Source organism: Propionispora sp. 2/2-37 (assembly GCF_001298735.1).
In the GTDB taxonomy this organism is placed as follows: Bacteria; Bacillota; Negativicutes; order Propionisporales; family Propionisporaceae; genus Propionispora.
The window spans coordinates 187,567-210,957 of record NZ_CYSP01000008.1; the positions used below are offsets into that span (position 1 = coordinate 187,567).

Genomic DNA, 23,391 nt, shown 5'->3' on the forward strand with positions numbered 1-23,391 from the left:
CCATCCGTTAACCGGGCATCAGCGCAAACTGTCCCCCATTGTCTCTGCAAAAAACAGAAAGGCTCTCCTTGAGGCATAAGGAGAGCCTTTCTGTTTTTTGTTTTTTATTTTGTCCTTACTTCGACCTTGCTCCTGCCTTTTTCTTGGCGGCAAGAAATCCTACGGCAAAATACAAACCGGATTCGGATTACTGCAGCCTTCTATGTAGAAAGCGTCGTTTTCCCTTACATTTTTCTGCCGTTCCGGCGAAGTTCGCGGAGTTTCCGGTAGAGTTCTTTTTCTCTTTCCGTTTCTGCCGGCAAGATATCAATACAAATGCGGAAGTACAGATCACCAAATCCATTTTCTTTTGGCAATCCTTTGCCCTTAAGCCGAAGCTTTTGTCCGGTATGTGTACCCGATTGAATCTTTACCTGCACAGTACCATGGGGAGTGGTAACCTGCATGGTATCACCCAATACGGCCTGGTCAGGATAAATGACAATCTCTGACTCAAGATCACTGCCTTGAATCTGCCAGGGACCGTGTGGAACTACCCGGATTTGAAGATACAGATCGCCGCTCGCTCCACTTCCATATCCTTTTCCGCCTAATCCTTTAAGCCGCAGCGATGCTCCCGGATGAAGTCCCGCCGGTATTTTGACTTTGACCGTTTTGAATTCATCAGTTATACCCGTACCTTTACAAGAGCAGCATATACCTTCGCGGGTAAAACGTTGCCCGGCGCAAGCAATACACAGGCTGGGAGCAGTAAGATATAGTTCTCTTTCCGTACCATGAATCAGTTCGTCTATCGTCAGGCCGATTTCGGCGTTTATGTCCTCCCCTTTAAAAGCGGTTGGCTGTGTCCGCCTGCTTTCCTGGCGGGTGTGGATAAAATCCTGACCGAAAATATTGAAAAAGAAGTCGCTAAAGCCAAAAGGACCCAGGTCAAAATCAGCGGGGCCATGGTCAGTATAAGTATAACCGTTCATGTCTGACGGATCGACGTTAATTTCATCGCCCTCTTTCCAGCCCATCCCCAGCTGATCGTACCTGGCCCGCTTTTCAGCATCACCTAATACTTCGTAAGCTTCGTTAATCAATTTGAATTTTTCTTCCGCCTCCGTCTTGGTTCTTCCTTGATGAAGGTCGGGATGATATTCGCGGGCCAGCTTGCGGTAAGCCTGTTTAATTTCTTTTTCCGATGCCGTTTTCGGAACTTCGAGCACTTCATAGTAATCAATATACTTCAACACATCACCCCCTCCGCTCTTTACATACCCGGTCCCGTGTCCACTGGCTAACGCTAGTCTCTAATTACACAATAAGGCGTATCACAGGGTGCATCCAGCAAGCTTTTTAATTCCTTATCCAGTTTCATCAAAGTGATGGACATACCGACCATATCCATAGAGGTAGCGTAATTTCCAACAAACGAATTATGAACCCCAATCCCCTCTCCCTGCAGAATCCGCACCACCCGCCGGTAAACAATATGCAGGTCCATTAAGGGCAATCCGCCCAAACCGTTTACCAGTACACTGACTTCATCACCCTTGACAAAAGGAAGATCCTGCAAAATAAACGGCATGATTTGGTCAACGACCCGGTCGGCAGCTTCCAGGCTGCCCCGCTTGACTCCCGGTTCACCATGAATTCCCATGCCGATTTCCATATCACCATCGGCTATTTCAAACATAATTTTCCCGGTTGCCGGAAGGGTTGCTGCCGACAGCGCCACCCCCATCGACCGGGTATAACGGTTCGCCCGTTCGGCCGCCGCTTTCACCTCATCCAGGCCGGCACCCATGGCCGCCTTGGCTGCCGCTACTTTAAAGACAAAGAAATCACCGGCAACCCCCCGGCGTCTGGCAAACTGGGACGAAGAATACACATCATCCGTTACCAGAACCGTCTCCACCCGTATGCCGTCGGCAGCCGCCATTTCCACGGCCATGTCAAAATTCATGACGTCACCGGCGTAATTACCGTACATAAACAGACAGCCCTTGCCCGAGTCCACAGCTTTCACCGCGTTATAGCATGGTTCCGGTGAAGGCGATGTATTGATATTGCCGACAACAGCCGCATCGGCAAAGCCTTCCCCGACATATCCGATAAACAGCGGCTCATGCCCGACCCTCCACCGATAATAATAGCCACTTTGTCCCGGACCGGACTTCTATTATTGACAATAACCCGTCCGTCGTCTTCCAGCAGCCTTACATGTTTACCATGGGCCAAAACATACCCTTCCAGCATCTCCTCCACCACATGCTCCGGATCATTAAGCAGTCTTCTCACAGCCAGCACCTCCGCATAAATCTTTTTTAAGCTGGTAACCACCATGTTATGTCCCAAACCAGGTTACAGTACCGCTTATTATTCCTCTTCAAAAGCTGTCCCTTGCTACAAAATCACCATATTTATTCAAGCATACAGACTCCTCCTTAAGACTATATGCCGTATAGCAGGCATATAGTCTTCCTCAGTTTCTCTGTAGGCGTACCGTTTTTAGATTTATTATATATAAACTCACCACTATATCCACCCTTATTTACCCCATAATATAATATTTTATAAGATAAATTAATTTATTGACTTATATAATATTATATAATATAATCTAAATTGTTAGAAAATTACATAGGAGGAACGGTACGATGACTCATTCACGTTCGCATGAGAGCGGCGCCTTTATCAATGCCAGTGCATCGTGTCCGCCCGAAGAATCCGTTAAGCGGAATGTACCTGATCACCCAGGCTCCGACCATACTGAAGCTATACAAACGGCGGAGACCGATGTGGTTTTAACCCGGCTAACGGAAAAGTACCATGCTTTAGGCAGACAAACCAAGCTGGTGGCGGATTATGTGCTAAAAAATCCGAAAAGCGTTGTATCTCTGAGTATTGCCGAACTGGCCGACCAATGTCAGGTTAGTCAGTTTACAGTAACCCATTTATGCAAGACCATTGGTTTATCAGGCTATCAGGAACTCAAGCTGGCTTTGTCGCGGACCTTTATTAAACCACTGGAGAATATACACGAGGAGATCGGGGAAACAGACCAAATACCTGATATAGCAACCAAACTGGCCGATTCACACATTTCCTCCATCCGTTTTACCCAGCAGAATGCTGATATGCAGCAAATCAAGCGAGTTGTGGAAGCCATAGCTGCAGCAACCCGCCTGGACGTTTACGGAATGGGCAATGCCGGGGTAGCCGCCCAGAGCGCGCTGAATAAGTTTTTTCGCCTGGGAATGGATGTGCGTGTCCCTAACGACAGTCACCTGCAATCCATGTACGCTTCCCTGTTAAAGCCGGGAGATGTGGCTATCGGCATCAGTACTGCCGGCAGCAGCAAAGATGTACTTGACGCTATTCGGCAAGCCAAGAACACAGGGGCAACAACGGTGGCTTTAACCAGCCGCCCCGGCTCCCCCTTGGCCAAAGCCTGCGATCTGAAGATTATTACCACCTCGCAGGAATCGATGTATCGCAGCGAGTCTATGGAAAATTTAATTGCGCAGATCTACATCCTTGATGTTCTTTATGTCAGTATCGCCGTAATGAAAAAAGATTTGTTTCTCACCAATCTGCAAAAAACCCGTAAATCTCTGTTGGTAAAAAAAGTGTAATTCACAGGGGTCAGGCACCAAAAGCACGGCGAGAGTCCACAACATGTCCACTAATATTTAGGAGGGGATTTATTGTGACTCGTTTTCGTTGGGTTGTTCTGGCGATTATCTTTGTAACCTATGCTATCAATTTTGCTGACCGCAGCAATATCGGCGTTGCCTTGCCGTTTATTCAGAAAGAGTTTCATTTTAACAACTTCGAAGCCGGCGCTATCGCAAGTTTCTTTTTCCTGGGGTATGCCATAAGCCAGATTCCGGCGGGCTTCTGGCTCAGTAAGTTTGGTGCACGCGGCATGGTGCCGGTTTCCATCCTGGGATTTTCCCTGTTTACTTATTTAATCGGAACCGCCCAGTCTGTTGCCGCGATTAAATGGTTCCGCCTGGGACTGGGAATCTTTGAAGGGCCTACTCCGGTGGGCCTGACGTCTACCATTAACAATTGGTTTCCGGCCAGGGAAAAAGCAACCGGGGTCGGTGTGTACATCGCCTCCACCATGTTTGCCCCGATTGTTATTCCACCGTTGTGTGTATGGATTGCCACTGAATTTGGCTGGCGGACTATTTTTTACACGTTTGCCCTTCCCGGCTTTATTATGGCCGGCATTTGGTATTGGCTGGTCCGGAACCAGCCGGCGGAAAGCCCTTATGTAAATGAACAGGAAATAAACTACATCCAGGAAAGCACTGCTGAGCAAACTTCACAAATCCAAACGCAGGCCGTTTCACTAGGCTGGCTGGATAGACTGATCCGCGCCAAAAAAATCAAGAAAATTGACGCAAGATCAAATATTTTTACATCTTGGAACATCTGGGGCAATTGCTTTGCTTATTTTATGATGGTAAGCGTTTTGTATGGTTTAATGACCTGGATTCCATCTTATCTGGTCAATGCCAAACACTACTCCTTCATTAAAATGGGATTCGTCGCCGCGGCCCCCTGGGTAGGCGGTCTGATCGGCTCTATACTGGGCGGCTGGATTTCGGACAAGCTACTGCATAAACGCCGCAAACCGACCATGCTGCTTACGGCGCTCTCAACCTGCTTCATGATGATCGTCATGGTTAATTTGCCGGAAAGCTCCACCGCCGTGGCTACAGCCCTGTTCATGACCGGCTTTTTACTCAATATAGGCTGGCCCGCCTTTACGGCGTATCCCATGGGGCTAACCACCGGCAGCACCTATCCTATTGCCATTGCCCTGGTCAACAGCGGCGGCAACTTAGGCGGCTTCTTTTCCCCGATGATCGCCGGAGCCCTGCTGGATAAATTTCAAAACTATGATTTTGTCTTTACCTATTTCGGCGTGGCCGCAATCATCGGTTTTATCATTATCCTTACCTTGGACGAACCCGTACAATTGAAAACAGCGGAGGGGAGAGACATAAATGGCAGAGTGGGCAGTAGTTGCTGATGATTTAACCGGCGCCAATACGGCAGGAGTTTTGTTAACGAACAGTTACTTCCGGACCTTAACAACGATCGAGCACCGGAACATCGATAAATTTCCTTTACCGGATTACGATGCGATTGTGATCAATGCGTCCAGCCGGACACTGGACGCCAGAGAGGCTTATGAACGGGTATACAGTTGTACCAGGGAACTTTGCCAGCATGGCATTACCCACTTTTCCAAACGGATCGACAGCACCATTCGCGGCAACCTGGGCGCCGAAATCGAAGGCATGCTGGACGCCCTGCCGTCCGGGACCATCGCCTGTGTTGTAGCGGTATACCCCGCTTCCGGACGCATAATCGTCGGCGGCCATCAATTGGTAAACGGAGTCCCGGTACATAAAACGCCGGCCGGCAAAGATCCGGTAAAGCCTGTCGGCAGCAGTTTCCTTGCCGATGAAATCCGTAAACAAACCGTACTGCCGCAAGGTTTTGTTCCTTTGGCTACCACCATGCAGGGCAGCCCCGCCATCGCTCAGGCAATACAACTGCAAATAAATCAAGGGGCACGTATTATTGTTTTTGACGCCATCTCATTTACCGACATCGGCGCCATCGCCGAAGCCGTTCACAAGCTGGAAATCCCCTGGATTGCAGTTGATCCGGGGCCGTTTACGCAAAAAGCCTGCGAACTTGCCTATAGCGGCAGACGGCGTACGACGAAAAAAACTTCCGGCAAAGTTTTTTTCGTCGCCGCCAGCGCTTCCGATTTAACGCGCAGCCAGTTAGCTCACTTACAGGATCAATGTTCTGCCAAAATTACCGATGTGGATATACGGCATTTTCTGGATACCGATGACGAACAGCCTTTCGAAAAAGATATAGCCAATGATATTTGGCAAAGCAGCCAGTACGCCGACATTTTCGGACTTCGCGCCGCCGGCAGCAAAGACCAGTTGATTGATATTCAGGAAGAAGCCCGCAAACGCGGCATTACCCAGGATGATATTGCCCGGCGTATCACCTATGGCCTGGCACGCGTGGCCCGTAAAGCACTAGAACCGGGAATCAGTTATTTAAAAGGTATTTACCTGACCGGCGGCGACATGACAGTGGCTTTCTGCCGGGAAAACCAGGTTGCCGCCATTGAACTGATTGAAGAAATTCAGCCGCACATATCCTTCGGCACTTTGGTTGGCGGCCCGCTGCACCAGATTCCCCTGGTTACCAAAGGCGGTTTGATCGGGGAGGCCGATACCGTTATCACCTGTGCAAAATATATACTTAAGTATTAAACTATGCAGGACTACGCTTCGTATCTATAGCGTATAACTACATGTCAAAAAGGAGTGTCTTGTTCATGCGTCCACTTATTGGCATTACTATTGGAGATCCGGCGGGAATCGGCCCGGAAATCGTTATCCGTGCACTGCAGAATCCGGAGATTTATACCCAGATACGCCCGCTGGTGATTGGCAATCAAAAAATTGTTAAACGCGCCTTAGCCATTTTAAACAGTAATTTTACCTTGCACACAGTAAATAGTCCGGATGAGGGACAATACATTCACGGCACCATCGACCTCCTGGATATCGACAATATCAACGGCGACGTTCCCTTCGGCGTCGTCAGCGCCCAGGCCGGTCAGGCGGCATTTGAATATATACAAACCGCCATTGACCTGGCGCTGAACAAAAAGATTGACGGCGTGGCCACCGCGCCAATACAAAAAGAAGCCATTCACCGCGCCGGCATTCCCTATATCGGCCATACGGAAATGTTCACCGGGCTCACCAATTCTCCCCAGGCGGTCACCATGTTTCATGTAAACAAAATGCGCATCTTCTTCCTAAGCCGGCATTTGCCGCTGATCAAAGCCTGCCAGTACGTAACCTACGACAACGTCCTGCCCTTTATTGAAAACTGCGACGCCGCCATGAAACGCTTGGGCCTGCCTGACGCCCGCCTGGCTGTGGCGGCCCTGAATCCACACGGCGGCGAACAGGGCCTGTGCGGCGATGAAGAAATAACAGCATTAGCTCCGGCAATAAAAACGGCCCGGGAGCGCGGCATCCAGGCCTTCGGCCCCATCCCTGCCGATTCGGTCTTCCGTCTGTTTGACATTGATCAGTGCGACGCCGTGCTTTCGCTCTATCATGACCAGGGCCATATCGCCGCCAAAGTGCATGACTTGGCCAATACCGTTAGCGTGACTGTCGGCCTGCCGTTCGTCCGCACGTCGGTTGACCATGGTACAGCCTTTGACATCGCCGGCAAAGGCATCGCCAGCTCCAAAAGCATGGAAGAATCCATCCGGGTAACCGGTCAGTATATCAGGCTCATTCAATCGTCAAGGGGTGATGTATAATGGCACCGGCAGTTTCTTATCAAAAGCCTTTAATCGGCACAAGCTGGAAAATGAACAAAACCAACCGGGAAGCAATTGCCTATTTGACACGCCTGCAGGAACGGGTTAAGACGATTGCCGCATCCGTCTTTATCTTGCCGCCGTTTAGCGTACTGTCCGATGCCTGCAAATTCCTGCAGCATTCCGGCAGTAACATCATCATCGGCTCACAAAATGTCCATTGGGACGATTATGGCGCTTTCACCGGCGAAGTATCGGCGCCCATGCTGAAAGAAATCGGCTGCCAGTTCGTTGAAATCAATCATCAGGAACGTCGCCGCTGGTTCGGCGAAACGAATGAGACGGCCAACTGGAAGATTCATGCCGTCCTGCGCCACGGTATGTTTCCCATCATTTGCCTGGGGGATGAAAAACGGGAAGAATGGCCGCTCACAGAAGCCTTTCTTCGTTATCAGTTGCTACAGCTGCTGACCGGTATTGGCCCCGAAGTGGCGACAAACCTGATTCTGGCCTATGAACCGCTTTGGGCCATTGGCGCGGCCGAAGCAGCTCCTACCATCCATATAGCTCAGGTTCATTCCCTGCTGCGGCAGCTGCTGGCTGAAAAATATGGAGAAACCATTGCCAATGCCATACCGCTCCTTTATGGCGGCAGCGTTAGCCGGAAAAACGCTGCCGAGCTGTCCACGTTGCCGAATGTCGACGGTCTGTTTATCGGACGCGCCGCCTTGGAAGCGGACGGTTTGGCCGACTTGCTTGAAATGGCCCTCACTTCACAACAACAATCTCACTCCTTGTGCTAATATCGCTGTACTTTTTATGTTATAATAAACATAAGAAATTCTAAGTTCTCCAAGCCTAAAGGAGCGGACAGCCCATGCGTCATCTCTTGCTTTTAGTTGCATTTTGCTTAACAGTTACCGGCGCTTTCCTGCCAACTGCAGCTTCGGCTGAAACGGATACTTACGAAATACGCTCATTACCCCGTGCAAGCGACGATTTATATAAGGGAATCCCCGCCAACTGGTATCCCGTTTATGCTTTAAAAGGCTTTGACGCCTATGCCGCCGCACTGGGTTCCGACTGGACAAGCAGTTCCGGCAACAAGAAATTCCTGCCCGCATTAAAAGACTGGGTAACGGCTGCCGAAAAAAAAGGCTGGCTGGTATCACGGGAAATAACAGCTGCCGAAGTGGGAGCACTGCTAATTTTAAGCGATTCCTACGGTACTTATGCCGGCCTGGTAACCGAGGTATATGCCGATAAACTATACTACAAAATGCCGAACATCGAGGGACTGCCGTCGTTGTTTACTTTAAACTACAGCGATAAAAATCTTGGCGGTTATAAACTTATCGGACTGATTGTACCCCGCCAGGCTGCGGCTTCGGCCTTCAGTTTTAACGCCGCCCGGTTGCCTTCAGTAGAACCGGACGAAAGCTACAAGGGACTACCTCCTGGCTCGCCGCTCATTCCGCTATTGAAAGAGTTTGACAGGCTCCATTCCCAGTCCATCGCCTGGACGGATCAGTTGGAGCAATGGCTGGCTTTAGCGGAAGCAAACAGACTGAAAGTTTCACTGGACCCGCGTTCTGCCAAAACAGGCGCCCTGCTGCTCACTTATAAGAACAGAAAAATAGCCGAAGCCCGATTGGTCAAAGCCGTCTATCCCGATCGCATCATTGTGGAGCAGAGCGCAAACAACCAAATCCACTTTGAACAATTGCTTTATTCGGATCTTAGCAATTTCGCTTTCTATATTTATCCTCAACAGGCCTAATCTTCCACATGATTAACCAGCAAGTCCTGGATCTTCGGAGTACAGCGCCGCCCCCCGCAAGGACCGGAACCGGCACCGGTGGCTTTTTGTACTTTCTCTACCGTATCCGCTCCCGCGGTTATGGCTTTCTTTATCGTAGCGCGGCTTATTCCTTTACATAGGCAAATCTTGGTCAATTTATCCAGGATATCCGCATTTAGCTTTTCCTCCAAACAGCTCACCACCCTTAACTTTTTATAAACATATAAAGAAGAAATGTGGCATCTGGCAAAATGACAGGTGCCTATTTTGTTGGTTGACCGGTGGTACGGAAAGTTTCAAAAAATAGACCCGGTATATAGTTTATCCGGTGAATTCAGAAAAACTCCGGCAATTAGGCCAACTCATCCATTAAATTCAAAGTACTCATGAATAATGCCTGAATCGGCCAGATATTTAGCGGAAGGTTTCCCGGAAACATTCCTCCACATCGCCGGGAGCCACCACAATGCGTGGGAATTCTCCTGTGAGGCATGGACAACGAAATTAAGATCGACCTGGGCAGTCCGGTACTGGGACCGCCCCGCTGGGCATTGACAATCACAATAGGGACTTCGACCTGAGCCGCAAAGCCCAGTGCCTCCACCATCAGGGAAAAGCCGTCGCTGCTGGACATATCCTCGCAAAAAGAAATAACGTCCTTTCCGGGATATTTCCGTATCATAAAGACACACCTCCATTTCAAATCGGTACCCCGACAGGTCATATCCGGCAGGAGTTGCCTTGCCGGAAAGAGAATATCCAAATAACCAGCAAAGGAGGTGCCCATAATTGCTGTGGTCGAAAATATTTCCAAAAACCATCCATCTTCCGGATGTAAAGGCCCGGGAATTTCTGCGCTATCTTGGTCCCGGGATTTTAGTGACCGTAGGCTTTATTGATCCGGGAAACTGGGCCGCCAACATTGCCGCCGGTGCCGATTACGGCTATGCGCTGCTGTGGATGGTTACTTTGTCCACGATCATGCTGATTGTACTCCAGCACAATGTAGCCCACCTCGGTATTGCTACCGGCTACTGCCTGTCGGAAGCCGCCGCCATCTTTCTGCCCAACTGGCTGTCCCGCGGTATCCTGCTTTCTGCTGTCGGCGCCGCCATTGCCACAGCTGTGGCCGAAATTCTGGGCATGGCAATTGCAGTGCGTATTCTGACCGGCCTGCCGCTTATGCTGGGAGCAATACTGGCAGCCATCATGTCTTCCACACTGCTGTTAACCAATTCTTACAACCGGCTGGAAAAATGGATTGTCGGTTTTGTCTCACTCATTGGATTCTCTTTCTTACTGGAACTCTATCTGACCAATATCGACTGGCTGCAGGCGGCTAAAGGCTGGGTAACTCCCCAGATTCCCGCAGGCGCACTGCCGATTGTCATGAGTGTGCTCGGCGCCGTGGTTATGCCGCACAACCTGTTTTTACATTCCGAGGTCATCCAGAGCCGGCAATGGAATCTTGAGGATGACTCGTTAATCCGGCGGCAGTTAAAATACGAATTTTTTGATACGCTGTTTTCCATGCTGATTGGCTGGGCCATTAACAGCGCCATGATTCTGGTGGCGGCTGCAACCTTTTTTCAGGTCGGCGTCCATGTGGGAACACTGGAGCAGGCCGAAGAAATGCTCCGCCCGCTGCTTGGCGGCACGGCTTCCGCCATTTTTGCCCTGGCGCTGTTATTTTCCGGCTTTTCCTCCACCAGTACGGCCGGGATGGCCGGTGGCAGTATTTTCGCCGGTATGTTTCGTGAACCCTATAATATCAGGGATGTCCACACGCGTTGGGGCGTAGCCATTACCTACCTGTTTGCCGTTTTGATCATTTACTTTATTTCCGATCCTTTCGCCGGTTTAGTGATTTCACAGATCGTACTAAGCGTCCAGTTGCCGATTACTATTTTTTTGCAGATTTATTTGACTTCCTCATCCAGGGTAATGGGAAAATACGCCAATAAACCACACCTGAAGCTGATACTGTCGGTCATCGGCTTACTGGTCAGCCTGCTTAATATCCTGCTGTTAATAGATTTGCTGTCTTCTTAGTGAACGGCGTGCGAAAGGCCGTGGCTTATATAGCAAAGCCACGGCCTCTTTCTTCTCTATAATTTTACCGTTTGCCAAAATAACTGCTGCGGATCATCTTGTCTGCCAGTTCCAATCCATGCACGGCATGCTCTTCCTCCTGACTGTCCGCAGCCTGTCCAACAAACTGGCCGTCCACCAGCACGGCAAAATCCTTATTGGTCTTCAGCAGGTTGCGGCCCATAGCCGTATGGGAATAGGTTTTCTCTTCCACGCCCATTACATAGGAAATAGTCGGCAAGATATCAATATGACCGCCCTTGGTCCAGACTTCCTCACCTGGCAAGTCCTTCTGATAAATCAGGAACGGAACGCGATGATTGTTGGTAAGCCACCAGTCCTCTGCCGGTTGTATCTTGGGTATTTCGTCATTATAGAATTTGTGCACTCCGTTATGGTCGCCATAAATGACTACAACCGTGTTATCCAGCAGCCCCTCTTCATCCAGCCTATCCAGGAATTTGCCGATTTGCTCATCGGTATAACGTACAGTATGGAAGCTGGCTTCCATTTTGGTTCCTTCAAATTTCTTGTCCACTTTCAACGTTTTATATTTATCAGGCAGTTCAAATGGTCCATGATTGGTCATCGTAATCAAAAAGGTAAAAAACGGCTGCTGCTGCTCTTTAATATACGGCACCAGCTGCTGCAGGAAAGAGCCGTCACTCAGGCCAAGACCAATGACCTCATCAATTTTAAAATAGTTGGAATCTATGCAATAGTCATAACCGATGGACTGCATGGCATGCATCCAGTTCCAGTAGCCCCGGTTATCCGGATGAGCCGCCATCACGGAATATCCCATATGATCAAATAATTTCGGCAATGAATTATACGTATTATCGGGATAACGGTAGTACGTTGACCCCATACGCACCGGATACACCGAGGTATTGGCCATAAACTCGGCATCGGACGTCGTTCCTACATTTACCTGTTCATAGAAATCAGGAAAATAAATGCTATGCTTTAACAGGCGGTTTAGTACCGGAGTAATCTCCTGCCCGTCCAATTCATTTTTTAAATAAAAGGTTTCCAGCGATTCTACCTGAATCACTAGCAGATTTTTCCCCTTGAACATGCCTTTATAAATATTATCCGGCACATTCTCCTGCTTATCCTGATACCATTTGTCGATTTCCCGCTGGTCGGCATCCGTCAAAACAAGCTGTTGACAATCAGTAAAATAATTATAGGCATCAAATAAATGATATCCCATCGGTGACAAGTCGGTAACCGTCTGGATCGGTGTCCAGCAAATTTCAAACAAAAACTGCTTTTGGCCCCGCTCATCCGAAAGATCAAAAACATAATGTGCATAGGAAAGATAACTAATGGAAAAGGCGATAAGTCCCAGACAGGCCGGTATGCTTCTTTTGGCCAGGCAGTAAACTTCCCTGCGTCTCCAGCACCAATAGATCAGAAAGGGTATATCTAAAAATAACAGCACATCCAGCATACTGCCCATCGACATGATGCTTCCGGTGAGATTTTGCAGATTAGCATACTGTTTGACAACATGTATGGATATAAACGTGCCAAAGGCCCGGAAATACCATAAATCGAACAATAACAAAGTGGAAAACGCCACAATAAACGATAGGAAGTACCAAAATCGCTTTTTTCCGCTTAACAAAAAAGAAAAGGATAAAAAAATAAAAATAAAAGCAAAATAAACCAGATAGGTAGGCACAATGTATGCCATATCAATCCAGGAAGAAAAAACATAGTGTGTTTTGTTGACAATGGCGATAATAACCACCGATTTTAAAACAATCGAAAAAGCTGTATATAGAAAAAGAAAAGTATGAGGAACGGCTGCTTTTCTGCACTTTTCTTTTAACTGCAACAAAAATTGACCCAGCCCCTGACTGGATGCTGATTTTGTCTGTAACTCCATCATTCTGCCTCCATTTGACAAAATAAGAACGACTATACCGTTAAAATAATATCAAATCCTGTTGATTGATGTAAATGCCATAACTGTAAAAAATTCTAAAATTCTAAAATAACTGTGGTCAGCGCATCATTTTCACTAAAAATACCGTTGTTATGCAGCAGTCAGTATTAAAGGACCTCATAAACGAAACAACTTAAACCCGCTGCCGGATAAGCAGCGGGTTATTGTAAGTTGGCATCGGATTGTATTACGTAAAGATTGATTAAGAAAATCCAGTTATGCTATGCTAATACTATGTCAGCCTTAATAATGAGGTGCGAATATGCTAACAAGCTATCGGACGGTTGCCGGTTACGGCGAAACTGTTTTGGAAGTAAATAAATCACGGTTTATCATCTACGTTGACCGGGTTGAAACGGAAGAAAGCGCCCAGCAGTTCATTACCCGGATCAAAAAAAAGCACTGGGATGCTACCCACAACTGTTCGGCCTATATCATCGGTGAACAGGAACAATACCAAAAAGCCGACGATGACGGCGAACCAAGTGGTACGGCAGGCAGACCCATCCTGGAAGTTATCAAAAAGGCGGCTCTCAGAGATACGGTTGCCGTAGTAACCCGTTACTTTGGCGGTATTAAGCTGGGTGCCGGCGGACTGATCCGGGCCTATGGGAAAGGGGCTGCTGCCGGCCTTAAAGCCGCCGGTTTGGTGGAACGGGTTCTTTATGCCACAGTGGGTATCGAAATTGATTATACGTTGCAGGGAATTGTTGAGAACCATCTGCGTACCGGCGGCTATCACATTCTCACGAAAGAATATTATGAAAGAGTTAACATTCTAACCCTGGAAAGGGTTGGCCAGGAAGAACTCTTTGAAGCAAAAATCAATGACTGGACGGCAGGAACCGCTAAAATCACTCATCTTGATCCACAGTATCTGGATATACCGCTAAAATCGGAGTAGGCTTTTTTTATTACACTGATGACAGTTTGGCGGCCATACGCTGTACATAGCAAAGCCGCAGGGCCAGGCCAACCGCTCCGGCGGCTAAGCCGGTAATAAACCCGATCCAGTAGCCGAAAGCTCCCTGAGCCGTATAGTTGGCTAACAGATAACCTACCGGCAGACCGATTAACCAGTAAGAAACCAGCGCCATGATAAAGGTCACCTTTACATCTTTATACCCGCGCAGAATGCCCTGAATCGGAGCCGCAACGGCATCGGATAATTGAAAAAAGGCGGCATATATCAGGAAGGCTTCAATTAAAGGAAGAACTTCCGCACTATCGGAATAAAAAGCAGCCACCTGATGATTATAAAAAATCAACCCCAGTGCCGACATGACCGACAGGCAAACCGCTGTGACGATTCCCAGTAATCCGTAGCGGCGGGCGTCCGTAAGGCGTCCGGCCCCAACCTCAAAGCCAACGATGATGGTCAGCGTCATGGAAATACTTAACGGCAGCATATAAACCAGGGAAGCAAAGTTGATTGCCGCCTGATGCGCGGCAATCGTTATCGTGCCAAACTTAGCCATTAATAGAGCAACCACTCCAAAAATACTGGTTTCACAAAAAATCGCAAAACCGATGGGAATTCCGATATACAGCAAATCTTTAAGCGTACTCACCGATAAAGAATGCTTTGCGCCAAATATCCGGTATTCTTTAAACGGTGGTAAAAAGTGAATGACCATCGCGCTGACAACGGCCATAAACCAATAAGTAAGCGCCGAAGCATAACCGGCGCCAATCCCGCCGAAGGCCGGCAGTCCCATTTTACCGAAAATAAATGCATAATTTAATAAAATATTGACCGGTAGGGCGCTAACCGAGATGAACATGCTCACCCGGGTATAGCCCAACGTATCGATAAAACTGCGTAATACCATGTTGACAAAAAATGGAATGACCCCTAATGAAATAGCCGCTAAAAAGCCATAGGCGATCCGGTAGACTTCCGCTTCGAGGTTCAGCAGAAAAAGTACCGGCGAAAGAACCAAAGCACCGCCAACAATGGTGGCCATACCAAGAAACAGCGCCAAATAGAGTCCCTGAATTACCATGTACGGCACTTGCGCCTGTTTCTTCGCACCGTGCAATTGCGCCAGATTGGGAGTAATGGCCATTAATATTCCATTGATGGCTGTAAATACCGGCATCCATAAATTGCTGCCGATAGCCACCCCCGCTAAATCGTTCCGCCCGGCGTGTCCGGACATAGTTGTATCAAAAAAATTAAACGCACAAAAAGCGACTTGCGTGATCAAAATGGGGTATAAAATAAACATAAATAACTTTAGTTTTTGTTTCCAGGAATGAGCTTCTTTCATAAAACACCTCTTGCTGTATAAAACTAATGATCTAGAATGATTTGACGTTCTCTTAAAATTCAGCGTATGCTTATCATACAAAACTAATAAAGAGGGATTTCTTCTTGCATAGGTTTGACTGTTAATGATATAGTATAAATATCAAAAGATAACTATTGTTCATTAATTTTACTTTTTTGAAAATATTTCATATCACTTTACATCACACACCAGGAGGAATTCGATGAAGACCAAAACCGTCAGCCAGTCCAAAGTAATTATGTCCTCGGTTATGCTGCCCCAGCATGCCAATCCCGCAGGTAATGTCCACGGCGGCGAGATTATGAAATTGATGGATACAGCCGCCGCCGTTGTCGCCCAACGGCATGCCCGTTCCAATGTAGTAACCGCCAGAGTCGATGAACTGGAATTTCACCATCCTATACGCATTGGTAATGTAGTTACCTGCTACGGACAGCTTACCTTTGCCGGCAGAACGTCGATGGAAATATCCATTACCGTAACTGTCGAGGACTCATTTAAGGAAGAACCGGCTAAAACGGCCCTGACAGCCTTCTTTACTTTCGTATCACTTGATAAGAATGGAAAACCGCAGCCAGTGCCTGGCTTGGAGATTACCAACGAGGAAGAGCGCTGTTTATTTGAACAAGGCCAACAACGCCATCTGGCTTACAAACAAAAAAAAGATTCTCCGCCCGTTTGTACCATCACCTTATAGTACGTACGTAAGCAACAACGAAAGAAGACTCAGGCTGGTCCGGCCCCGGATCAGCCTGAGTCTTCTTTTGCTAGGCAGTTATTCAGCGATTACCACCTGTTTTCCGGTATTGCAGAAAAGCATAGTAAGCCAGTACTGAAACCAACAGCAAAAACAACAACCGCGGCGAATGCTCTTGATAAGACAGCATATCATGTCCCATCGTCACCTCAATAGCCGCTGAGGGGAGTTTGCCGATAAAGGTGGCAATTACATAATCGCGCACCCGGATGCTGCTAACTGCGCCCAGAGCCGTGATTAGTCCCGAAGGGATGTAAGGTATGCAACGGGCCAGAAGCATAATGACCAACCCGCGCTTGCCGCTGAATTCGTCAACCCTTTTCAACCCTTCACTGCGCTCAATAATGCTATGTGCCCAATCATGGAATAGATAGCGCATCAGCAGAAAACTGATAATGACACCTACCGATTCAGCTAACCAGGAGACAATGGTTCCGGTAACAACACCGAACAAAATACCGTTGGCAGCCAGCAAAAAAATATTCGGCAACACCGCCAGAACATTAACGATAACCACAAGGACAAAACTGACCACAAGAGCATAGGGACCATAGGATTGAATGAACGCTATACTTCCTTTAACATCCCCGTGGACAATATACCCGGTCATGGTACGGATAAACTGCGGCTGAGTGAAATAAATTCCTGCCAGAACAACAACTAATAATCCCAATAGCATCAGACGGAACAGATTATGATTTATACCGTTTACCTTCAATTACGGCTGCCTCCCCTGGAAATCGTATAGCAATCGGCTAGGCCTTCTGTTCTTGCCGGGCAGCTGCCGGCTGTTCCTGCCGGATAACCAGTAAAACTCCGCTAAGAATCAGTATGGCTCCCAGCCAGAATGCCAGTCCGACTTGTTCGCCAAGAAACAACCAGCCCAGCAGTGTTCCTACCAAAGGCTGAAAGAAAAAATACAGACTGCCTTGTGTGGCATCCACCATTTGCAACCCCTTATTCCACAAATAGAAAGCACCGGCAGTGGATACAATGCCTAGATATAATATTCCCTGCCAGATGGCGGGCTCCGACACTGCCAGCTGCAGTTTCTCAATATTGGCTTGGGTTACGAATAACGGTGTCAAAGCGATAGCCGCCGCCAAAATACCATAGGTAGTAACCACCAGTGCCGAATAATCGGCAGGCACTTTTTTGACCAGTACCGACATAAGGGCCCACGTAAGGGCGGCAACACCTAGAATGAGTCCGCCCAACTGGAATGAACTGCCGTTTGCTTCGATTCCGACAATGCAAAGCACTCCTGCTGTTGCCAGAAAAACAGCTACTGCTTTTTTGACCGTAATGGCTTCCTTGAGCAACACCCGGGCAAACAAAACCATAAATGCCGGAGTTGCCGAAGTAATCACCGCTCCCATTTGGGCCGTGGAAAGCTGAGTTCCCCAAAACTGAGCCCAAATGGAAACAAAATACCCGATAATGCCAATGCAGGCAATCAACGGCAAATCCTGCCGGCGGATACGCCAGGACTGTCTGGACAAGCTGCCGGCGCTAACGAGCGCCGCCAGCGCGACTGCATAACGAATCCAAACTAATTCCAGAGGCGCGATAACCGTCAGGACGACTTTACTGACTACATACATGCCGCCCCATATACTGGCGGCCATTGCCAAATATAATGAACCAAGATATCTTTTCATTGTATTCCTCCCATTGTCAATGTAACGGGAGGTACTTTTCCCTCCCTGCTTTATCGTGGTACAGGGATGACGGGAACATCATTCTCGAATAAAGGTTTTGACAACATGGCCATTCCTCCAATCAGGTAAACTGACTCTTTCTTATTATACCACTAGTTTTTCAATCGTGAAAAATCCACATACCTGACTTGGTTAAAAACCATATTTTTATCTGCCCCGTACTATAGCCTTAAATAGAAATCTGAGCCATTAATCATAGAAAAGCAGGTATTGGCGCTTTTTTCGCGAAAGATAGCTTAATAACTCACATGAGTGAACCTTTGTCCTTGAGGTGTATATGGTAATCGAATCCATCTTTTCGTTACGAGTGAAATTATTCTTTGCCTGTCTGCTTTTTACCTTTTTTTTCATTACCCTGACGGTTATTCTTTCCGGACTTTTTTCCAACAATATGATATGGCAGGCTGTTTATTTGCCGCCACACTTTCAACTAAGCAATATGTTATTGGCTTTAGCCATTGCCGGAGCCCTAACAGCCTTGTGCGGCTATAGCCTGATACACTACCATTTTACCCGCCGCATCAATCGGATAGATGCCGCTATTACGCAATTGACGTGCGGTAAGCTGGATATCGACCTGAAAGTAACCGGCAGTGATGAACTGGCGGCATTGGCTGCCCGGATCAATCATTTAGCCAACAAACTCAGCAACGAACAGGAAAATATGCTGCTTTCCGTCATCGAATCCCTGGTCAACGCTTTAGAAGCTAAGGATACTTATACGTACAGCCATTCCTCCGAAGTGGCCGATATCGCCTTGACCATCGGCCGCGCGCTGAAGCTGCCCGATGACCAGCTTTTTAAAATTAATTTCGCCGCCATTTTGCATGATATCGGGAAAATCGGCATCCCCGGTCATGTGCTCAATAAGCCGGAAAAACTGACTGAAGAAGAATTCAATATTGTTAAAGAGCATCCGGCGATTGGAGCCCGCATCCTTGCCGGCATACCCTTATTAAAGGATGTCGCTGAAATCGTCCTGCACCACCATGCCCGCTGGGACGGCAACGGATATCCCAGCAGCCTTGCCGGCAGCTCCATCCCCTTGGGTTCCCGCATTATTGCCGTTGCCGATACATACCAGGCGATGGTATCCAACCGCCCTTACCGGGAGAGTCTTCCCCACCAGGAAGCCATCGAGCAAATTGCCCGGTGTGCAGGAAGCCAGCTTGACCCTGTTATTGTCTCTGTATTTCTGAAATTGTATAAAGATAAATATAACGGCCTGCCTTGACAGGCTTTTTTCTTATTTAAAGCGAAACAGTTATCGGCCATACCCTTGTCCATAAAACCAATAAAAAAACGTGTGAATGTATTACCCACACGTTTGGGGGCTGCATTATTTCAGCAATCTTCCCACATATTTTTGAATCATTTTTACCGGATGATAGGACTCTTTCGCTTTACGCAGTCCGGGAATGCCCATATCTTCCTCGCGGTTGACATAAGGAATATGCTGCCACGAATTTTTTAAATACTCCTGATTAATAACAGTAAACACACCGCGTATTTCCGGATTGCCTTTTTCTACGTGAACTACTACAGTGTCTTCATTCAGCCGTTCACCAAACGTAAAGCCAATCACCTGCCCATCCAGTGAGATAGCGCCACCGCAAAGCCCCAGATATTCCATATTCTGCAGGACATCAGCAATAGCCTGCTGTTCCAGTCCAAGATTGATATCATCGTTATCACTATGCTGGCGCCACCACGTTCGGGCGACATCCAGACAGGAAGGAACCAACTCTGGCGTAAGTGCAACATACTCATATTGACTGTATAACCGTTTAAAACTGTTAAGATGGTTTTTCTTGGAATGATATTTCCGTCCGGATAATTCAATCAGATCCTGCGTGTTATATACATAGTCAAAATTATCCCGGTCTTCCACCCACTGAAACTGTCCGGGTTTTAACCGGTCTAGTGCCGCAACCATAAACTGTTCGGCTCCGCGGATGACCAAAGGCCATCCGTTCGCAGCAAAATAGTCCATGAATTGTTCCAAGGCCGTATTCATGCCCTCATTTTCAGGGCCAAACGGCGGCAAAATATAATGTTCCCCCTCCCATTCCGCTTTAATGCATAAATGTTCTCCCGCCAACGCCCACTGAATATGGTAGCCGTTACGCCACATAAAAAGATTGGTGAAATTAGAATGGGCATTATCATAACGGTACTTATGAAAAAAACTGTCAAATAGCGGCTTATCCGCTAAGGTAATCGGATGAAAATTAATAATAAACCCTCCCTGGAAGATGCTACCTGCCTAAAACGGCTAATATATAAAGCCGTCACTTTAATGTATGCACAACCTTATATATTTACCGCCAGCTTGCATCTATATATTTTACAATATTTTTAACGAATTGACACTCTGAAATTTTTATACCCGGCAGCATGGGATTGTCACTAACTAATCAGTTGTTTGCGAATTAACCGAACAGGTAGCTTCGCCAAAAGCAAAGTTAATGCAGACAAAACGGCCACATGCACCCAGATTCCGCTGTGTAGCTGCCCCAAAGCCAAAGACCTGCAAACCTCCACCGCATGATATAACGGATTCAGCCAGATGAGATTTTGCGCCCATTCCGGCAATGAGGAAACCGGAAAGAAAACCCCGGAAAAAGGAACACAGGAGTAGCTCCAAGCGTAATATAATAGTTGAGGTAATCAATATGTTTGATAATACCTGTATACATTAATGCCAGCATGGCAAATACAAATCCGGGCAGAATTAAAAACAATGGTATCAATAAAGCCCAATACGACTGTATTTGGCCTAATACGGCCACCACACATAAAACAACCGAACCAAAAACAACATTCTTAATAGCGGCAAACACAATCTCACCTGCCACAATATCGTCAATCGAAATCGGGGTGGCCAGCATGGCGTGAAACGTTTTTTCATAGTGCAGCCGGACAAAACTGCCGTAGGTACACTCAAAGGTCGAAGCCCACATAGCTGAAGATGCCACCATTCCCGGAGCAATAAACTGAATATAACTCATTCCGTTCATGTCTTCGACAAAGTTGCCCAGACCGAAGATACAGCAGGGGCTCTATCAAACTATAGGTCATGTTGGTAATCAGCGTTCGGCGGAACACCGTCATATGCCGCCGCAAAATCGCCCAAAGACTGCCTGTCATTCTCCGCCTCTCCTCCCGGTAAGCAGTAAAAAAACATCTTCTAAATGAGAACTGCGCAAATAACAGGCATGCTGCGGTATCCCCAGCATTTCCATCTGCCCCCATAATTGTTTCCCATTCCGGGCAAAAACAAACAGATCTTCCGCAATTTGAACAACCTGACCGCCCAGAAGTGTGATCTGGCTGATAAAATCCGGCGGAATCTGTTCCGGTGAAACACGCACTTCAATGACTTCGGGCAGGACATGCTCCTGAATCAACTGTGCCGGGCTTCCTTCCGCCAGTATCCGGCCTTCATTCATGATCAGCAATTGATCACATAGCTGTGCCGCTTCTTCCATATAATGAGTAGTCAATATCAGGGTGGTTCCTTCTTCTTTAAGCTGACGCAGTTTTTGCCATACCAGCCGGCGTGCCTGCGGATCAAGCCCGGTGGTCGGCTCGTCTAAAATAATAACTTGCGGATCATTTAATAAAGCCCGGGCAATAACCAACCGCCGTTTTGCTCCGCCGGACAGGGCCTCCACTGCCGCATTTTCCTTTTCCAGCAAACCCATAAAGCTCAGCAATTCCCGTCCGCGCTGCCGGGCTTGTGAACGGTTAAGGCCGAAATATCCGCCATATATCTCCAGATTCTCCAGAACGGTCAATTCAATGTCCAGATTATCCTCCTGCGGGACAATACCCAGCCGCTGTTTCAGGCGGGAAGGGGTAAGAGTATTCACTTTCTCCCCGAACAACCATAAGGTCCCCTCATCAATCGTAGTCAATCCGTACAGCATGCGCATGGTAGTTGTTTTTCCTGCCCCGTTATGCCCGAGAAATCCAACACACTGTCGGCTGGCAATGATAAACGAGATGCCCTTTAACGCTCTGAATTCACCATAAGACTTAGCTAAATTCTCTGCCCGTACAACACATCCCATGGCAGTCCTCCAATCCTGTTTCATACTTAAGATTATGATAGGAAGGAAAAAGCAGCCGTCGTTCGATGTATGCGGCTGCTTTTTCCTATATTATAACACTTTTAAAATATTATACATAGAATCCCGTTGAGCCGGGATCCGGCCGATTTGCCTGATCACATCAATGATGGTCGACTGCTGTAAAGCTTTCTCGGACTTAGCGCCGGCCGCATGCATGATTTTTTCCTCACTGACCGTACCGTCAATATCATTGGCGCCAAATCCCAGCGCCAACTGGGCAACCGGCACGGTAAGCATTACCCAGTAGGCTTTTATATTTTTAAAATTATCCAGCAGCAGACGGGAAATGGCAATTGTCTTTAAATCGTCCCACAGCGACGTACGGGGCATATATGCCAGTTCGGTATTTTTCGAATGAAAGGGAAAACAGATAAAAGTCTGAAACCCGCCGGTTTCATCCTGCAGTGCCCGCAATGACAACAGATGATCAATTCTCTCTTCCATAGTTTCAATATGACCATACAACATACTGGCATTGCTGCGTATACCTAAACGATGAGCATGATACGTAGCGTTAAGCCATTCTGCTGCCGTCGCCTTATTGGGACAAAGTTCTGTACGCACCCGGTCGGATAGAATTTCAGCACCGCCGCCTGGCATGGAATTGACTCCAGCCGTTTTAAGAGTGGTTAATACTTCCGGTATAGATTTCCCTGAAATTTTTGCAAAATAACATATCTCAACTGCCGTAAAGGCTTTCAGATGAATATGCGGCAAAGCTTCCTTAAGCATAGCGATAATGTCTACATAATATTCAAACGGCCACTGGGGATGAAGGCCGCTGACAATATGCAGTTCTTTCAGTTCAGGATCTTCCGTCGCCACCCTGGCAATTTCCAGCACCCGCTCTTTTGTCATAGCATAGGCTTGCCGGCTGTCGGCATCACAGCCAAAAGCACAAAATTTACAGCGGGCTGTGCAGATATTCGTAAGATTGATATGCCGGTTGACATTGAAATATACATAGTCACCACTGACTCTTTTCCGGGCAAAATCCGCCAGGGATCCCAGCCAGGCCAAATCTTGGTTCGCAAATAACGCTAAACCATCCTCTTTTGTCAGTCGTGCGCCATCTCTTATCTTCATTTCGATTGCCTGTAAATGTGCATCCATTAGTGACACTCCTTCGCTTATGTATATTCAGCACGGAATGGCTTTCTTCCTGCTAAACCGGCATAACTCTTTAGTATAGCTCGGTTCCGGATAGTCTTGACTTATCTCTCGGATGTATCTGCAGCCTAGCAGCT

Annotated in this window: 22 protein-coding genes and 1 pseudogene; 10 read left to right on the plus strand and 13 right to left on the minus strand. The window is 47.6% G+C overall.

The features are described 5' to 3' along the window. Positions 1-224 precede the first annotated feature (224 nt). The 3 genes from P22_RS10565 to P22_RS21470 are packed head-to-tail and all read right to left on the minus strand — an operon-like array spanning position 225 to position 2,286. Positions 225-1,238 carry a DnaJ C-terminal domain-containing protein gene (locus P22_RS10565; RefSeq protein WP_235814619.1) on the minus strand — a complete coding sequence of 338 codons (1,014 nt, stop codon included), beginning with the start codon at positions 1,236-1,238 and terminating at the stop codon, positions 225-227. A gap of 50 nt (positions 1,239-1,288) precedes the next feature. Continuing rightward, a complete protein-coding gene (locus tag P22_RS10570) occupies positions 1,289-2,107 on the minus strand; it encodes a dihydroxyacetone kinase subunit DhaK (protein ID WP_306341164.1) in 819 nt (272 codons plus the stop codon). Continuing rightward, positions 2,011-2,286, minus strand: coding sequence for a hypothetical protein (locus P22_RS21470; RefSeq protein WP_235814620.1), 276 nt, complete (start codon positions 2,284-2,286; stop codon positions 2,011-2,013). Before P22_RS21470 ends, P22_RS10570 begins: the two co-directional genes overlap by 97 nt. A 359-nt stretch (positions 2,287-2,645) precedes the next feature. Here P22_RS21470 and P22_RS10575 point away from each other — a divergent pair, with 359 nt between their 5' ends. The 6 genes from P22_RS10575 to P22_RS10600 all read left to right on the plus strand — a co-directional run bounded on the left by P22_RS10575 (position 2,646) and on the right by P22_RS10600 (position 9,164). Then, a complete protein-coding gene (locus tag P22_RS10575) occupies positions 2,646-3,623 on the plus strand; it encodes a MurR/RpiR family transcriptional regulator (protein ID WP_054260195.1) in 978 nt (325 codons plus the stop codon). Positions 3,624-3,697: 74 nt separating this feature from the next. After that, a complete protein-coding gene (locus P22_RS10580; RefSeq protein ID WP_235814621.1) occupies positions 3,698-5,035 on the plus strand; it encodes an MFS transporter in 1,338 nt (445 codons plus the stop codon). Continuing rightward, the gene (locus P22_RS10585) at positions 5,010-6,311 is read left to right on the plus strand and encodes a four-carbon acid sugar kinase family protein (RefSeq protein WP_054260197.1); all 1,302 of its coding nucleotides are present in this window, start codon (positions 5,010-5,012) and stop codon (positions 6,309-6,311) included. The genes P22_RS10580 and P22_RS10585 overlap by 26 nt, the downstream gene beginning before the upstream one ends. 65 nt (positions 6,312-6,376) lie before the next feature. After that, positions 6,377-7,384 carry a 4-hydroxythreonine-4-phosphate dehydrogenase PdxA gene (pdxA, locus tag P22_RS10590; protein ID WP_216598065.1) on the plus strand — a complete coding sequence of 336 codons (1,008 nt, stop codon included), beginning with the start codon at positions 6,377-6,379 and terminating at the stop codon, positions 7,382-7,384. Next, positions 7,384-8,187 (plus strand): triose-phosphate isomerase family protein, encoded by an 804-nt coding sequence (locus P22_RS10595; protein ID WP_054260199.1) that lies wholly within the window; start codon positions 7,384-7,386, stop codon positions 8,185-8,187. The genes pdxA and P22_RS10595 overlap by 1 nt, the downstream gene beginning before the upstream one ends. A 74-nt stretch (positions 8,188-8,261) precedes the next feature. Then, the gene (locus tag P22_RS10600; protein ID WP_054260200.1) at positions 8,262-9,164 is read left to right on the plus strand and encodes a hypothetical protein; all 903 of its coding nucleotides are present in this window, start codon (positions 8,262-8,264) and stop codon (positions 9,162-9,164) included. Here P22_RS10600 and P22_RS10605 read toward each other — a convergent pair. Both P22_RS10605 and P22_RS21170 read right to left on the minus strand, forming a co-directional pair. After that, a complete protein-coding gene (locus tag P22_RS10605) occupies positions 9,161-9,376 on the minus strand; it encodes a (2Fe-2S)-binding protein (protein ID WP_054260201.1) in 216 nt (71 codons plus the stop codon). The two genes, P22_RS10600 and P22_RS10605, sit on opposite strands and share 4 nt — an antisense overlap. Positions 9,377-9,537: 161 nt before the next feature. Then, complete coding sequence (locus tag P22_RS21170; protein WP_054260202.1) at positions 9,538-9,867, minus strand: hypothetical protein; 330 nt, start codon at positions 9,865-9,867, stop codon at positions 9,538-9,540. Positions 9,868-9,974: 107 nt separating this feature from the next. Between P22_RS21170 and P22_RS10615 the strand changes: the two genes are divergently transcribed. Further along, on the plus strand, positions 9,975-11,237 hold the full coding sequence (locus P22_RS10615; protein ID WP_156318927.1) for an Nramp family divalent metal transporter: 1,263 nt from the start codon (positions 9,975-9,977) through the stop codon (positions 11,235-11,237). A 64-nt stretch (positions 11,238-11,301) separates the two neighbouring features. Here the strand turns inward: P22_RS10615 and P22_RS10620 are convergent, their stop codons facing one another. After that, complete coding sequence (locus P22_RS10620) at positions 11,302-13,179, minus strand: LTA synthase family protein (RefSeq protein ID WP_082378465.1); 1,878 nt, start codon at positions 13,177-13,179, stop codon at positions 11,302-11,304. Positions 13,180-13,498: 319 nt separating this feature from the next. Here P22_RS10620 and P22_RS10625 point away from each other — a divergent pair, with 319 nt between their 5' ends. After that, the gene (locus P22_RS10625; RefSeq protein ID WP_054260204.1) at positions 13,499-14,140 is read left to right on the plus strand and encodes a YigZ family protein; all 642 of its coding nucleotides are present in this window, start codon (positions 13,499-13,501) and stop codon (positions 14,138-14,140) included. A 10-nt stretch (positions 14,141-14,150) separates the two neighbouring features. On the opposite strand, the gene P22_RS10630 is transcribed toward P22_RS10625, so the two are convergent. Then, on the minus strand, positions 14,151-15,509 hold the full coding sequence (locus P22_RS10630) for an MATE family efflux transporter (protein WP_054260205.1): 1,359 nt from the start codon (positions 15,507-15,509) through the stop codon (positions 14,151-14,153). A 223-nt stretch (positions 15,510-15,732) separates the two neighbouring features. Here P22_RS10630 and P22_RS10635 point away from each other — a divergent pair, with 223 nt between their 5' ends. Then, positions 15,733-16,227 (plus strand): acyl-CoA thioesterase, encoded by a 495-nt coding sequence (locus P22_RS10635; protein WP_054260206.1) that lies wholly within the window; start codon positions 15,733-15,735, stop codon positions 16,225-16,227. 82 nt (positions 16,228-16,309) lie between these two features. Here P22_RS10635 and P22_RS10640 read toward each other — a convergent pair whose 3' ends face one another. Then, on the minus strand, positions 16,310-17,005 hold the full coding sequence (locus P22_RS10640; RefSeq protein WP_156318928.1) for a TVP38/TMEM64 family protein: 696 nt from the start codon (positions 17,003-17,005) through the stop codon (positions 16,310-16,312). Between the two features lie 37 nt (positions 17,006-17,042). After that, a complete protein-coding gene (locus P22_RS10645; RefSeq protein ID WP_054260207.1) occupies positions 17,043-17,948 on the minus strand; it encodes a DMT family transporter in 906 nt (301 codons plus the stop codon). Positions 17,949-18,285: 337 nt separating this feature from the next. Here P22_RS10645 and P22_RS19935 point away from each other — a divergent pair, with 337 nt between their 5' ends. Beyond that, on the plus strand, positions 18,286-19,242 hold the full coding sequence (locus tag P22_RS19935; RefSeq protein ID WP_069972805.1) for an HD domain-containing phosphohydrolase: 957 nt from the start codon (positions 18,286-18,288) through the stop codon (positions 19,240-19,242). Positions 19,243-19,347: 105 nt separating this feature from the next. On the opposite strand, the gene P22_RS10655 is transcribed toward P22_RS19935, so the two are convergent. From P22_RS10655 to mqnE, 4 genes and pseudogenes are all read right to left on the minus strand, one after another. Continuing rightward, positions 19,348-20,265, minus strand: coding sequence for a DUF2156 domain-containing protein (locus P22_RS10655; protein ID WP_306341165.1), 918 nt, complete (start codon positions 20,263-20,265; stop codon positions 19,348-19,350). Between the two features lie 152 nt (positions 20,266-20,417). Further along, positions 20,418-21,028, minus strand: a pseudogene (locus P22_RS21010) (ABC transporter permease). Between the two features lie 126 nt (positions 21,029-21,154). Continuing rightward, complete coding sequence (locus tag P22_RS10665; protein ID WP_054260210.1) at positions 21,155-22,084, minus strand: ABC transporter ATP-binding protein; 930 nt, start codon at positions 22,082-22,084, stop codon at positions 21,155-21,157. Positions 22,085-22,174: 90 nt separating this feature from the next. Then, positions 22,175-23,257 (minus strand): aminofutalosine synthase MqnE, encoded by a 1,083-nt coding sequence (mqnE, locus tag P22_RS10670; protein WP_054260211.1) that lies wholly within the window; start codon positions 23,255-23,257, stop codon positions 22,175-22,177. Positions 23,258-23,391: the final 134 nt, after the last annotated feature.

What these genes read in the sequence shown, in the direction of transcription:
- P22_RS10575 (WP_054260195.1), top strand. Translation starts at nt 2,646, where the DNA reads ATGACTCATTCACGTTCGCATGAGAGCGGCGCCTTTATCAATGCCAGT.
- P22_RS10585 (WP_054260197.1), top strand. Translation starts at nt 5,010, where the DNA reads ATGGCAGAGTGGGCAGTAGTTGCTGATGATTTAACCGGCGCCAATACG.
- pdxA (WP_216598065.1), top strand. Translation starts at nt 6,377, where the DNA reads ATGCGTCCACTTATTGGCATTACTATTGGAGATCCGGCGGGAATCGGC.
- P22_RS10595 (WP_054260199.1), top strand. Translation starts at nt 7,384, where the DNA reads ATGGCACCGGCAGTTTCTTATCAAAAGCCTTTAATCGGCACAAGCTGG.
- P22_RS10600 (WP_054260200.1), top strand. Translation starts at nt 8,262, where the DNA reads ATGCGTCATCTCTTGCTTTTAGTTGCATTTTGCTTAACAGTTACCGGC.
- P22_RS21170 (WP_054260202.1), bottom strand. Translation starts at nt 9,867, where the DNA reads ATGATACGGAAATATCCCGGAAAGGACGTTATTTCTTTTTGCGAGGAT.
- P22_RS10620 (WP_082378465.1), bottom strand. Translation starts at nt 13,179, where the DNA reads ATGATGGAGTTACAGACAAAATCAGCATCCAGTCAGGGGCTGGGTCAA.
- P22_RS10625 (WP_054260204.1), top strand. Translation starts at nt 13,499, where the DNA reads ATGCTAACAAGCTATCGGACGGTTGCCGGTTACGGCGAAACTGTTTTG.
- P22_RS10630 (WP_054260205.1), bottom strand. Translation starts at nt 15,509, where the DNA reads ATGAAAGAAGCTCATTCCTGGAAACAAAAACTAAAGTTATTTATGTTT.
- P22_RS10635 (WP_054260206.1), top strand. Translation starts at nt 15,733, where the DNA reads ATGAAGACCAAAACCGTCAGCCAGTCCAAAGTAATTATGTCCTCGGTT.
- P22_RS10645 (WP_054260207.1), bottom strand. Translation starts at nt 17,948, where the DNA reads ATGAAAAGATATCTTGGTTCATTATATTTGGCAATGGCCGCCAGTATA.
- P22_RS19935 (WP_069972805.1), top strand. Translation starts at nt 18,286, where the DNA reads ATGGTAATCGAATCCATCTTTTCGTTACGAGTGAAATTATTCTTTGCC.
- P22_RS10665 (WP_054260210.1), bottom strand. Translation starts at nt 22,084, where the DNA reads ATGGGATGTGTTGTACGGGCAGAGAATTTAGCTAAGTCTTATGGTGAA.
- mqnE (WP_054260211.1), bottom strand. Translation starts at nt 23,257, where the DNA reads ATGGATGCACATTTACAGGCAATCGAAATGAAGATAAGAGATGGCGCA.